Below are 12394 nucleotides of genomic sequence, written 5' to 3' on the forward strand. Positions count from 1 at the left end.
AATGTCAAAGCAACTCGCGAGAGGTGCGAAGCGAGAATTAATATGATTAAAACAGTCGTTAATCAGGAAGATTCTACGCCCCACCTTCTGTTGTGATACGTTCTCTTGCTTTTGTGTACGTTTGCGCTTCCGATAATCTCGCTAACTTCGCGCGTGACCGAGGTTTTCCTCCACGTGTCGCGTGCAGCTTGACTCCCCGATCGGCATGCTTCATGCGTTCTACTTGCGGTTGCACCGGTCAGGCTCGGCAACTTCCTACCACGCGCCCGTCACGACGGGCGCCTGGCGCAGGCGTCGAGTAAGTTTTCCAATTCGCTGCCAAAAATGACGCTGCAACGTGAGGAGTCCAACGCCGATCCTGCCGGGGAATCATGGCAGGAAGAACCGCCGTTTCCGGTCGTTCCCGAACGCAACTTCGCCGCGCAGCGGCTTACGCTCTACGCGCTCCTCGTCGCCGCGATCGTGCTGCCGTGCGTATACGTCGTGGTCACCGCCTTCACCGATTACCACGCGCGCGTCGCGGATGCCTCCGATCTCGTCGCGCGCAATGCCCGCGTCGCCGAGGAGCACGCCCTCAAGGTCTTCGATCTGAACGTGACGCTCAACGAGCGCATCGTCGATCTGCTCGACGACCTCGACGCCGCCGCCATCCGTCGCGAGAGCGCCACGATTCATCAACGTCTCAGGACGATCAGCAGCAGCTATCAGCAGGTCGCGGCGGCTTCGGTGTTCGGTTCCGACGGCAGGCTGCTCGCGACGAGCCGCACCTGGCCGGCGCCCGACATTTCGGTCGCGGACCGGGACGATTTCGGCGGCTTGCGCGCCGGCCAGCAGATCGAACAGATTTCCCGCGTGATGGTGGGACGGGTCGCCGGCGAGCAGGTGTTCAACACGGCGGTCGCGCGCCGCACGGCGTCGGGCAAGTTCGACGGCATCGTGTCGATCGCGTTGCGGCCCGCGTACTTCGGCGCGTTCTACCGCGAGCTCATCGGCGACAACCCGAGCGTCTCGCTCGGATTATCACGCTCGGATGGCGAAGTGCTCGCCTGGTATCCGCCGCGCCCGCCCGAGCGCATGGCGCTCGCCGCCAGCTCGCCGTTGCGCGAAGCGTACGTCGAGGGGCGCCGCAGCGGCGTCGTGAAGATGGTGTCCGGGCTCGACAATCAATTGAAGATCGTCGCGTTCCGGCGCGTCGGCGCCTATCCGGTCTACGTGTCGAGCGGCTATCCGATCGCGACGATCTGGTCCGCCTGGTGGAAGCATCTGAGCGTGCTGGCGCTCTCGATATTCGCGCCGTGCGTCGTGCTGTGGGGCGTGATCGCGCAATCGTTGCGGCGGCTCGCGACCGAAGAAGACGCGTGGGAGCGCTGGCAGGCGGAAGCGTCGATGCGCCGTTCGATCGAATCCGCGTATCGCCAGGCGCGCAAGATGGAAGCGCTCGGCAATCTCGTGGGCAGCGTAGCGCACGATTTCAACAATCTCCTGATGATCGTCTCGACCAATGTGCAGATCGCGCGGCGGCGCGGCGCGCCCGGCCTCGACCGCGAGCTGACGGCGATGGAACGCGCGTTGAAGAGCGGCCAGTCGTTGACGCGGCAGTTGCTCGGCGTCGCGCGCAAGCAGCCGTTGAGAAGCGAGATCATCGCTATCGGCAGATGGGTGCCGGCGGGACGCGAGCTGCTGCGCGCGTCGCTCGGTGCGAAGGTGGCGCTCAACGTCGAGGTCGCGCCGGACGTGTGGGCGATCCGCGTCGATCCGGCGGAACTGGAACTCGCGCTCATCAACATCGCGGTGAATGCGCGCGACGCGATGCCCAACGGCGGCACCTTCACCGTGCGCGCCGACAACGTGCGCTTTCGCCACGAAGACGGCTTTCCGATCACCGGCGAATTCGTGCAGATCATGCTGGAGGACAACGGCTCCGGCATGAGTTCCGACGTGCTCGGGCGCGCGTTCGAACCGCTCTTCACGACCAAGCCGAAGGGCATGGGCACGGGCCTCGGCCTGCCGCAGGTCTTTGCGTTCTGCGAACGTGCGGGCGGGCTCGCGACCATCGACAGCGCGATCGGCGCCGGCACGGCGGTGCGCCTGTATCTGCCGCGCGCGGCGGGCGCACCGGGCGCGGCCGTGGCGGAAGAACAGGCCGCGGCGGGAGAGGCGGACGGCTTGCGCGTGCTGCTCGTCGAAGACAATGAGGAAGTCGCCGCCGGCACCGAGGCCCTGCTCACGATGATGGGCCACCACGTCACCTATGTCTTCAACGCCGATACCGCCGCCACCGTGCTCGAAGCCGCGCGCGCCGACGCCGCCACCGACTTCCCCTTCGACGTCGTGCTGTCCGACATCCACATGCCGGGGCAGATGAACGGCATCGATCTCGCCGAGATGTTGCAGCGCTTCGAGCCGCACATTCCGGTGATTCTCGTCACGGGTTACGCGGAAGAACTCGACCGCGCGCGGCAAATGGGCGCGCGCGTGCTGTCGAAGCCATTCGATATCGCGCTGCTCGACTCGCTCCTGCGCGCGATCCGCGAGCGCGTGGACGCCACGCGCGATATGCATGCGGCGCGTTCCTCCGATCGTTGAAGCGCCCGCAATCCGATCGACTTTTGCACGCCCGTTTGTAAAAGCGCCGCCATCCGGTCACATGCTCTCCAGCGCCCGACGGCCCGCACGCATCCGGCACGCGAGTTGCGTAATTGCCTCCAGGCGCGGCGACGACGTCGCCGATTTCCGGAATCCGCCCACCGCAGGAGGCGTACATGCGACACACCGTCATCGGAGTTTTTGATACCTTTGCGCAAGCCGAGGACGCACGCTCGGCTTTGATCGCCGCTGGCTTCCCGCGCGCGGATATCGAACTGCAGGCCAATCCCAAACGCGACGACGCAGCCGCGCAATCCGACATGCCCGACGCCGTCACGCATCGGGAACCAGGCATGCTCGCGAACATCGAGCGTTTCTTCAGCATGCTCTTCGGCGGGCGCGATCACCCGCCGGAAGTCGCGCACTATTCGGAGGCCGTGCGGCGCGGCGCGATCCTCGTTGCCGTCGATACACCGAGCGCCGAGCAGGCCGACGTCGCGCGCGCGACACTGAGCGACCAGGGCGCGATCGATATCGACGAACGCGCGGCGAGCTGGACGACGCTCGAACACGGCACGCCGGGCATGTCCGCGACGGCCGCCGACGACCGCGACCATTCGGTGCTCGACGAGCTCGGCCTAGGACGCGGCAGCGCCGTGCCGGGACGCGAGCCGGTGAATGGTCCGGACACGACGCCGATGCGCGCGCGCGCCTATCCGCACGCGGACGTCGGCGATCCGGCTGCCCTGACGCCGCGCGATTACGTCAGCGATCCCGCCGACGATCCGCTGATGCCGCGCAGCGGCATGCAATCGCAGTCACAGTCGCAGTCCCAGTCGACGATGAGCGAAGCCGCGGGCACCACGCGCGATCCGCTCGCCGGACGCGATCCCGTAACGGGCCGCGATCCGTACGCGACGACCGGCATCGACCCGCTTGCCGATCCGCTCGCCGGCACGCCCGCCGATCCGCTCGCGGCGCGCGACGGACTCACGGGCGAATCGCTATCGGAACGCGACGCGCTTGCCGGCCGTGATCCGCTTCGCACGACGGGCGCGGCTGCGTCCGAACGTGACCCGCTACCCGGCGTGCGCACCGACACGGCTTCGGAATGGCGCTCGGTCGAACCGCTCGGACCGCTCGACGAACCGGCGGCGCCCTATCAGCCCGGTGCGGCGCGCGCGGCGGGATCGTCGCCTGATCCGGTGGTCGCTTCGGCGGGCACGCAAGCCGCCGGTCCGGTGGGTGCGCCCACAGCCGGTCCGGCAACGGTGCCCAACGAGTACATGGAGTACGAAGAAGACTTCCGCGCCGATTACGAATCAAAGTACTCGGCGACGGGCGAGCCTTATGAGGACTATCAGGGTGCGTATCGCTACGGCGCGACGCTCGGCAACGACGATCGCTTCCGCAGCCGCGCGTGGGATGAGCAGATGGAATATGAAACGCGTCGCGACTGGGAAAGCAAGCATCCCGAAGGCGATACGTGGGACCGCTTCAAGGCCGCCATCCGCCACGGATGGGATCGCGTGACGGGACATCATCACGTCTGAGTCTCGTCATGTGAAACAGCAGCAAACGACTACGGCCCGCTCTCAGCGGGCCGTAGTCGCATCGGGAAAGGTGAGCGCTTACGCCGCCCGATCACGCACCCATGCGGCGTACTTGTCCATGAACGTCTGCAGATACTTGCGCGTGTCCTCGCTCACGATATTGCCGCTCGCGTCGATGCGCTTCTCATCGTGCTTGATGTACATCTCCGGCTGATTCATCAGCACGATGTCCAGATACGCGCACACGCCGCGCAAATGCGACTGTGCGATGGCCGTGCCGATGGCCCCGACCGACGTCCCGATGATCGCGCCCGGCTTGCCGCCCCAGACGCTTTGCCCCCACGGACGCGAGGCCCAGTCGAGCGCGTTCTTCAAGACCCCGGGAATCGAGCGGTTGTACTCGGGCGTCACGATCAGCAAGCCGTTGGCATCGGCGATTTTCTGCTTGAACGCGCGCGCGACTTCCGGGAAGTCACTGTCGTAGTCCTGGCTGTAGAGCGGCAACGTGCCGATGTCGAGAAACTCGAAGGAAAAATCGCTCGGCGCAAGCGAGACGAGCGCATGCGCGAGCTGCTTGTTGAACGACTCCCGCCGCAGGCTGCCAACGACCACCGCAATCTTCAAGGCCATGAAATCTTCCCCGTGAAAGGATGAAAAATAGACGGACCGGACGATGAACGGTCCGGAAGCGCCGCTCTCGAAACGACACGCGTGCACATGTCAGGCGCATCGCAAGGTTACAGTCTTCGACGCCCGCCGACACGTTACGGACTATTTTTGCGACGAATCGAGCAATCTACCTTTCGCCGCGACGCCATGCGGTTCGCGGTGACCTATCCCCACGGTTATCCACAGAAATTGTGGATAAGTCGAGAGTAACTCCCATTCCGTTCAGTTTTTGATTCGTACACGAAACATGGTGCGCGCCAAATGTCCGTAAAAGCAGGCATCGTGGCGGCTTTCTTGTCGATATCGTAACAATCCGCCGTGTGAAGCCAACGTTTAATTGGTGTTAAGGACCAGCATTCATCCACTCTTGACAACAATGTGTTGGCTCAATCGGTATTTTTGTCCAATAGGAATGCTCCTAGACTGCCCTTCAAGCGTCGGGGTCGACGCGCAAGCATTCAGGAGGCTTCAAATGAAAAACGCATTGCTCGGCGGTCTGGTTCTGTCCGCGCTTCTCCCTACCGCACCCGCTTTCGCTCAGACGACATCGGTGGGCAAGTCTCGCGCGGAAGTGAAGGCGGAACTCGCGAGCGCGCGTCGTGCGGGCGATCTCGACGCCGTGAATTCGCTGAGCTACCCGCAGTTGCGTCCGTATCAGGAACGGCATGCACAACTGCGCGCCGACGCTCACGGCGGCAGCAACACGCGGTAACCAGCGGCAACTTGAAGGAATCAGAGGAAGCAGTCTGAACTGGTCCTCCTCCACCGTCGAACAGAAGGTGGTTACGCCCGGTGCCCCGCGCCGGGCGTTTTTTTGCATGCTCAGAGCATCAGAGTCAAACAAAGCGTCACCGTGACGAGCGAAGCCACGGTCGAGAAGAGAATCGCGCTCGACGTCACCCCGCCTTCGCGTCGATAAAACTCGGCGAGCATGAATGGGCCGGTGCCGGTCGGCAGGGCGCTCAGAATCACGGCGGTCTTCGCCCAGAGCGGCGGCAAGTTGAATACATGGAAGGCCAGCCACCATGTCAAAAGCGGCTGCGCGACGAGCTTGAGCGCCACGAGCGCGCTCGTCGTGCCGACGGCGCGCGCCTCGCCTTTCGCGCCGAGAAAAAGACCGAGCGCGACGAGCGCGCAAGGACTCGCCGCGCCGCCCAACAACTTGAGCAGCGCTTCTGCGCCTTCGGGCACCTGCGCGCCCGAACCGCTCAACAACGCGCCAGCGACCGGCGCGATCAACAACGGATTCTTCCCCAGCGACTTCGCCACATGCGCGAGCGTTGCGCCGATGTGCTTCTCTTTTTGCAGTCCGAGCTCGATCAGCACGATCGCCACCGAGAACAGCACGCAGACGGTGATGATCGTCGCGATCACGGCCGGCGCGAGACTCTCCTTGCCGAACGCGAGCAGGCAAAGCGGCAAGCCGACGAAACCGGTGTTCGGATACGCCGCGTTCAATCCGTCGATGCTCGCATCGGCGAGATGACGCGACTGCATCAGCCGCACGACGAGCGTCAGCAGAAAGATGACCGCTGAGCCGATGCCGAATGCGGCGATGAACGCAGGCTGATCGAGCATGCTCCACGGCGTCTTCGCCATGGTGTCGAAGAGCAGCGCGGGCAACGCCAGATAGACGACGAAGCGATTCAGTTCGGATGCGGCGCCCGGCCCGAGTTTGTTCAGCTTGCGGCAGGCGTAGCCCGCGAAGATGAGACCGAAGACCGGCAGGATGATCGTGACGAGAGGAGTAAGCAGCGAAGGCAGTGATACGAATGCTTGAGGCAAGGAAACCGTCGAAGACATGAGGCGGCTGCTTTGGGCGTATGAAGAGCGAGAGGATACCCCGGGACAAAAAGGTGAGAGGTTTCGGGAGTGTGGCGACGGTGAGCCGCTGTGTGAACGCGTGGCTCACTCTTGGCCGGATCATCCGGACCGCGAAGCATTTCCAGCAGCTCATTCACAGTATCAAGTGGACGATGCAAGTCATTGTTCTTTAACGCATTCGGCTTTTCTCTAGGTCGCAGCGGTCTGTATCCGGCGCACCGTGCGGCCGGTCTTCAAAAACCGGCGTAGCTTGCAGAGATATCGGCATGCTTTGCCAAAGGTGAGGTGATTCGGGAGCCGCGCCAATGCGTTATCGCTGGGTCGCGGCTATCGAATAAAACCCAATCAGGACAGCCACTTGCGCCTCGCGCCGATGTTCGCCCACGACACGATACGCGGCGGACGGTGAGGAAATTCGGGAGTCACATATGGACGGAACGAAGCTTGCTGCTCGTTCTGCCCTCGCACTTCTCACTCATCGGCGACATGAAAATCGGAAGACCCTGGGCATACGGCGCGGCGGCGCTGGCTTTGATCGGCGGCATCGTCACGCTCGCTGCGTGCGCATCGAACGGAGCGCGCAAGAGCGGCAACGACGATGTGCCCGAACCGTCGAAGGCCGTCGATCTCGACCGCTATCTCGGTCAGTGGCACGAGTTCGCGCGCTACGAGAACCGCTTCGAACGCAACTGCGAAGCCGTCACGGCGAATTACGCGCGTCGCGAGGACGGGCTCATATCCGTCGTCAACGCGTGCAGGCAAGGCGACGTGAACGGTCCGTACCGCTCGGCGGAGGGGCGCGCGAAGATCGTCCCGGGATCGAACGGGACGAAGTTGAAGGTGTCGTTCTTCGGCCCGTTCTATGTCGGCGACTACTGGATCCTCGATCACGCCGACGATTACACGTGGTCCATCGTCGGCGAGCCCACCGGGCGTTATCTCTGGATCCTGACGCGCGAGGCGAAGCCTTCGGCCGAGTTGCGCCGCACGCTCATCGAGCGCGCGCGCGCGCTCGGGTACGACGTCACGATGCTGCGCGAGACGCAGCAAGGCTGAGCGGTCAACTTCCCTTGCAGGCGATGAGCAGCGCGTTCTGATTGTTCTCGGTCGACTGCCCGAGCACGTCATAACCGCTCGGGCAGAGCGCCTTCGCGTTGTCGGTGCAGTTGCTCCAGCCGCTGTAAGTGGGGCACTGAATCTGCTGTGTCGGGCGACCATCGGCGGAAAAAAGCGGCGGTGCGCTGCTGCATCCGGCAAGCGCCCACGCGCTGCCCGCAAGCATGACTGAAAGGCCGATTGCCCTGCCGATTCTCATCCCGCGCTTCATCCCGTACCCCTTTGATTCTGGTCGTTATTTTCGATTTCGGGAGTATGCCACGCGAAGCTTTCGCGCCGTTTGGCCGGTGCGCAAAAGCCCTTCAGACGGCGATGCCGAGCGCCGCGATCTTCTTGTACAGCGTCGCCCGCCCGATACCGATTTTCTCCGCCGCATCCGCGACGCGTCCGCCGCTTGCGCGCAAGGCATCGGAGAGAAAGCGCCGTTCGAAATCGGTCATCGCGTCCGCATAGGACAGGCTCGGCGGGCCGCCCGCTTCCTGCGCCGCCGGTTCCGCCTGGGCCGCGATCGCAACGCGCCCCGCGTCGATGAACGCGCTCAACGCGCGGGCGTCGATGTGCTCGGTTTCCGAAAGCATCAGCGCGCGCTCGAGCGTGTTGCGCAACTCACGGACATTGCCCGGCCAGGAATACGCCTCGAGAAGTTGCAGCCCGTCCTTATGCAGCACGAAATGGCCGACATGCCCTGGTCGCGTGTCGGCGGACAGATCTTCGAGAATCGCGTAGGCAAGCGCCTCGATATCGCCGAGCCGGTCGCGCAACGGCGGCGCGTGAATCGTGAGCACGTTCAGGCGATAGAACAGGTCCGCGCGAAAGCGGCCCGCCGCGACGAGCGCGGGCAGATCGGCGGACGTCGCCGCGATGATGCGCACATCCGCGCGCACGATGCGATTCGAGCCGAGCGGCTCGAACTCCTTGTCCTGCAGCACGCGCAGGAGCTTGCCCTGCAACGGCAGCGGCATGTCGCCGATTTCGTCGAGAAAGAGCGTGCCGCCGTCGGCCAGCTCGAACTTGCCGACGCGGCCCTTTCGCTCGGCGCCGGTGTATGCGCCCGCCGCCGCGCCGAAAAATTCGACTTCGAGCAGCGTGTCGGGAATGGCCGCGACATTGACCGTTACAAGCGGCTTGCCGGCGCGCGTCGATGCGCCGTGGATCGAATGCGCGAGCAGTTCCTTGCCGGTGCCGGTCTCGCCGAGCAGGAGCACCGGCGAATCGACGAGCGCCGCCCGCCGCGCCTGGCGCTTCACTTCGAGACTGGCCGGACTCGTGCCGACGAAGCTCGAAAACGTGTATTTCGCGCGTCGCGCCTGCGCGAGCGACTGACGCGTCGCGATGAGTTCCTGCTGCACGCGCGAGTAATGCGCGAAAAGCGGCGTGAGCGCCTTCATCTCGTCGAACAGCGCAAAACCGATCGCGCCGATGATCGCGCCGGACTCGTCCCTGAGCGGCAGGCGCGTGACCACGAGCGGCTCGCGATCGGTTTCCAGCACGTCGAGCAGAATCGGCTTGCCTGTAGCGACGACTTCGCGCATCAGGCTGTTTGGAATCACCGCTTCGCAGTCGAGGCCGATCGCGTCGAGCGGATCGTCGAATCCGAAACGCGCCGCATAGCGCTTGTTGATCCACACGACGCGCGCATCGGCATCGACGATGAAAGTGCCCTCGCTCAGATTCTCGAAGGTTTTGAAAAGCGACTCCATCGCGCGACGCATGACGTCGCTATAGTCGAGGGGCACGTTGATCCAGTCGTTGCGCATGGCGCCCAGGTCTCCAATTCTCTAAACCGAGACAAATATCTCCATTCGGAGACGCGCCGGCAATCCGCATCTGTACTAGTCTTGACGAGTTGCATGGCTGCGCGATGCCTTTGCAATGTCTCGATCCGGAGACATCGGACTGAAACGTTGCGATGGCATGCTGGCCCGATGCCCGTCAGCGTTGCGTTTCGGCTTCTTGGCACGGAACCTGCATTGTGCCCGCGCGGTGCGTTATCGACGCGCCGGTGGCGCTTCCAGAAGACGCGCACAACGTTTCAAAGAACAACCACTCACGGAGACTCAATGTCGTTCCTCATCGTGCTCGCCGCCCTGGCGTTCCTGATGCTTGCCGCCTATCGCGGCTACAGCGTCATTCTTTTCGCCCCGATCGCGGCGCTCGCCGCCGTGCTCCTCACCGATCCCGCCGCCGTCGCGCCCGTGTTCTCCGGCATCTTCATGGAGAAGATGGTCGGCTTCGTGAAGCTGTACTTTCCGGTGTTCCTGCTCGGCGCGGTGTTCGGGAAAGTCATCGAGCTGTCGGGCTTCTCGGAGTCGATCGTCGCTGCCGCCATTCGCTATATCGGCAAGTCGCGCGTCAATGCGGTGATCGTCGCGGTGTGCGCTCTGCTCACCTATGGCGGCGTGTCGCTGTTCGTCGTCGTGTTCGCGGTGTATCCGTTCGCGGCGGAGATGTACCGGCAGAGCAATATCCCGAAGCGCCTGATGCCGGGCGCGATTGCGCTGGGCGCGTTCTCGTTCACGATGGATTCGCTGCCGGGCACGCCGCAAATCCAGAACATCATCCCGACGACGTTCTTCAAGACGACCGGCTGGGCCGCGCCGTGGCTCGGCGTGATCGGCTCGGTGTTCATCATCGTGGTCGGCCTGACGTTCCTCGAATGGCGCCGCCGCTCGGCGATGGCCAAGGGTGAAGGCTACGGCACCTCGCTCGTGAACGAGCCGGAGCGCGTGGAATCGACGTCGCTGCCGAATCCGGTGCTCGCGATTGCGCCGCTGATTCTCGTCGGCGTGGCGAACTTCGCGCTGACGAAGTGGATTCCGACGTGGTACGGCGCGAGTTACACGGTGCCGCCGGAGGTGCTGCCGGGCGTGCATGCGCCGGTGACCACGGCTGTGAAGACCGTCGTGGCGATCTGGGCGGTCGAGGGTGCGTTGTTGCTGGGTATCGTGCTCGTCTTGCTGACGGCGTTCCCGCGTGTGAAGGAGCGGTTCGCGGTCGGCACACGTGCGGCTGTCGCGGGCGCGTTGCTCGCGGCGATGAACACGGCTTCCGAGTATGGCTTCGGCGGTGTGATCGCGGCTTTGCCGGGCTTTATCGTGGTCAGCGATGCGCTGAAGAGCATTCCGAATCCGCTCGTCAATGCGGCTATTTCCGTGAGTGCGCTCGCGGGGATCACCGGTTCGGCGTCGGGCGGCATGAGTATCGCGCTCGCCGCGATGTCCGATACGTTTATCGCTGGGGCGCAGGCGGCGCATATTCCGCTCGAAGTGCTGCATCGGGTGGTGGCGATGGCCTCCGGCGGTATGGATACGCTGCCGCACAACGGCGCGGTCATTACGCTGCTCGCGGTGACCGGGCTTACGCATCGGGAGTCGTATCGCGATATTTTCGCGGTGACGGTTATCAAGACGCTCGCTGTGTTCTTTGTTATCGCGGTGTATTACCTGACGGGGATCGTTTGATCCGTCTTGCTTGAGGCGGTGCCGGTGGGCCTTCTTTTCGCGCGGAATCCTGATTTCGTGTCGGTCTACTGGCACTGCCCCACGCGGGGGCAACGCTAATAAACCAAAAAGAAAACGGGATCCGGCGAAAACAAAAGCGAAAGCCAAAGCAAAAACAAACCGAAAGCCAGCGCCAACCCCAATTCCGCCAATGGCGACAGCACGCCAAACTCTACGCAAGCCCCAGAAGCAGGACAAAAAAGCGCCGGCCATTCAAAGGCCATAAAAAACCCAAGCCAAAGGAACGCACCGCATATGATCCAAACCGCATCGAACAAATCGCTCGCCGGCAAAACGGCCCTCGTCACCGGTTCGACGAGCGGCATCGGCCTCGCCATCGCCACGGCGCTCGCGCAAGCCGGTGCGAATCTCGTGCTAAACGGCTTCGGCGATATCGAAGGCGCCCTGAAGCAAATCGAAGCGACCGGCGCGAAGGCCGTCCACCACGCAGCCGACATGACGAAGCCCGAAGAAATCGAGTCGATGATCGCCTTCGCGAACGAAACATTCGGCGCCGTCGACGTCCTCGTGAACAATGCCGGCATCCAGCACGTCGCGACCATCGACGAATTCCCGGTCGACCGCTGGGACGCCATCATCGCGATCAATCTGAGCTCGGCGTTCCACACGATGCGCGTCGCGCTGCCGCAGATGCGCGCCCGCAACTGGGGCCGCGTGATCAACATCGCGTCGGTGCATGGGCTCGTCGGCTCGGCGGGCAAGTCGGCTTATGTCGCCGCCAAGCATGGCATTCTCGGGCTGACGAAAGTCGCCGCGCTCGAAAACGCCCGCACCGGCGTGACCGTCAACGCGATCTGCCCGGGCTTCGTGCTCACGCCGCTCGTGCAGAAGCAAATCGACGATCTCGCCGCGCGCGACTCGCTCACGCCCGATGCCGCCCGCGCAAAGCTGCTCGGCGACAAACAGCCGTCCGCGCAGTTCGTGACCGCGCAGCAGATCGGCGACATGGCGGTGTTTCTCTGCTCCGATGCCGCAAGCGAGATGCGCGGCTCGGCGCTGCAGATCGATGGAGGATGGAGCGCGCAGTGAGCGACGCGCGTCTATCGGCGACATTCCGCCACACTTGAGTGTTTCACTCGGAATCCCCTAAAGATCGTGGGGGTTCTGGCCGTTATGTCCTTGTAA

The 12394-nt window shown here is 63.7% G+C and carries 10 protein-coding genes; 6 read left to right on the forward strand and 4 right to left on the reverse strand.

All coding sequences use genetic code 11. The features are described from left to right. The first annotated feature begins 324 nt into the window (after nt 1-324). Both NCT32_RS20415 and NCT32_RS20420 read left to right on the forward strand, forming a co-directional pair. Nucleotides 325-2586, forward strand: coding sequence for a hybrid sensor histidine kinase/response regulator (locus NCT32_RS20415; RefSeq protein ID WP_061120004.1), 2262 nt, complete (start codon nt 325-327; stop codon nt 2584-2586). 176 nt (nt 2587-2762) lie between these two features. Then, nucleotides 2763-4139: a hypothetical protein gene (locus tag NCT32_RS20420; RefSeq protein WP_061120005.1), complete on the forward strand. Its 1377-nt coding sequence runs from the start codon at nt 2763-2765 to the stop codon at nt 4137-4139. 78 nt (nt 4140-4217) lie between these two features. On the opposite strand, the gene NCT32_RS20425 is transcribed toward NCT32_RS20420, so the two are convergent. Next, complete coding sequence (locus NCT32_RS20425; protein ID WP_061120006.1) at nt 4218-4769, reverse strand: NADPH-dependent FMN reductase; 552 nt, start codon at nt 4767-4769, stop codon at nt 4218-4220. A 511-nt stretch (nt 4770-5280) separates the two neighbouring features. Between NCT32_RS20425 and NCT32_RS20430 the strand changes: the two genes are divergently transcribed. Next, a complete protein-coding gene (locus NCT32_RS20430; RefSeq protein ID WP_061120007.1) occupies nt 5281-5520 on the forward strand; it encodes a DUF4148 domain-containing protein in 240 nt (79 codons plus the stop codon). Nucleotides 5521-5630: 110 nt separating this feature from the next. Here NCT32_RS20430 and NCT32_RS20435 read toward each other — a convergent pair whose 3' ends face one another. Then, the gene (locus NCT32_RS20435; RefSeq protein WP_086961371.1) at nt 5631-6611 is read right to left on the reverse strand and encodes an AEC family transporter; all 981 of its coding nucleotides are present in this window, start codon (nt 6609-6611) and stop codon (nt 5631-5633) included. A 507-nt stretch (nt 6612-7118) separates the two neighbouring features. Between NCT32_RS20435 and NCT32_RS20440 the strand changes: the two genes are divergently transcribed. Beyond that, a complete protein-coding gene (locus NCT32_RS20440) occupies nt 7119-7688 on the forward strand; it encodes a lipocalin family protein (protein WP_250490506.1) in 570 nt (189 codons plus the stop codon). A gap of 4 nt (nt 7689-7692) precedes the next feature. Here the strand turns inward: NCT32_RS20440 and NCT32_RS20445 are convergent, their stop codons facing one another. Both NCT32_RS20445 and NCT32_RS20450 read right to left on the reverse strand, forming a co-directional pair. Beyond that, entirely contained in the window at nt 7693-7947 is a 255-nt protein-coding gene (locus NCT32_RS20445; RefSeq protein ID WP_061120052.1) for a hypothetical protein, read from the reverse strand. A gap of 103 nt (nt 7948-8050) precedes the next feature. Beyond that, a complete protein-coding gene (locus NCT32_RS20450; RefSeq protein ID WP_061120008.1) occupies nt 8051-9505 on the reverse strand; it encodes a sigma-54-dependent Fis family transcriptional regulator in 1455 nt (484 codons plus the stop codon). Nucleotides 9506-9808: 303 nt separating this feature from the next. Between NCT32_RS20450 and NCT32_RS20455 the strand changes: the two genes are divergently transcribed. Both NCT32_RS20455 and NCT32_RS20460 read left to right on the forward strand, forming a co-directional pair. Next, nucleotides 9809-11209: a GntP family permease gene (locus NCT32_RS20455; protein WP_061120009.1), complete on the forward strand. Its 1401-nt coding sequence runs from the start codon at nt 9809-9811 to the stop codon at nt 11207-11209. Nucleotides 11210-11503: 294 nt separating this feature from the next. After that, entirely contained in the window at nt 11504-12298 is a 795-nt protein-coding gene (locus tag NCT32_RS20460; RefSeq protein ID WP_061120010.1) for a 3-hydroxybutyrate dehydrogenase, read from the forward strand. Nucleotides 12299-12394 lie beyond the last annotated feature (96 nt).

The organism is Caballeronia sp. INML2, from assembly GCF_023631365.1.
GTDB lineage: Bacteria > Pseudomonadota > Gammaproteobacteria > Burkholderiales > Burkholderiaceae > Caballeronia > Caballeronia turbans.

Excerpts from the sequence above, each read along its gene's own strand:
- NCT32_RS20425 (WP_061120006.1), bottom strand. The coding sequence starts at position 4,769 with ATGGCCTTGAAGATTGCGGTGGTCGTTGGCAGCCTGCGGCGGGAGTCG.
- NCT32_RS20430 (WP_061120007.1), top strand. The coding sequence starts at position 5,281 with ATGAAAAACGCATTGCTCGGCGGTCTGGTTCTGTCCGCGCTTCTCCCT.
- NCT32_RS20460 (WP_061120010.1), top strand. The coding sequence starts at position 11,504 with ATGATCCAAACCGCATCGAACAAATCGCTCGCCGGCAAAACGGCCCTC.
- NCT32_RS20420 (WP_061120005.1), top strand. The coding sequence starts at position 2,763 with ATGCGACACACCGTCATCGGAGTTTTTGATACCTTTGCGCAAGCCGAG.
- NCT32_RS20445 (WP_061120052.1), bottom strand. The coding sequence starts at position 7,947 with ATGAGAATCGGCAGGGCAATCGGCCTTTCAGTCATGCTTGCGGGCAGC.
- NCT32_RS20440 (WP_250490506.1), top strand. The coding sequence starts at position 7,119 with ATGAAAATCGGAAGACCCTGGGCATACGGCGCGGCGGCGCTGGCTTTG.
- NCT32_RS20415 (WP_061120004.1), top strand. The coding sequence starts at position 325 with ATGACGCTGCAACGTGAGGAGTCCAACGCCGATCCTGCCGGGGAATCA.
- NCT32_RS20435 (WP_086961371.1), bottom strand. The coding sequence starts at position 6,611 with ATGTCTTCGACGGTTTCCTTGCCTCAAGCATTCGTATCACTGCCTTCG.
- NCT32_RS20450 (WP_061120008.1), bottom strand. The coding sequence starts at position 9,505 with ATGCGCAACGACTGGATCAACGTGCCCCTCGACTATAGCGACGTCATG.
- NCT32_RS20455 (WP_061120009.1), top strand. The coding sequence starts at position 9,809 with ATGTCGTTCCTCATCGTGCTCGCCGCCCTGGCGTTCCTGATGCTTGCC.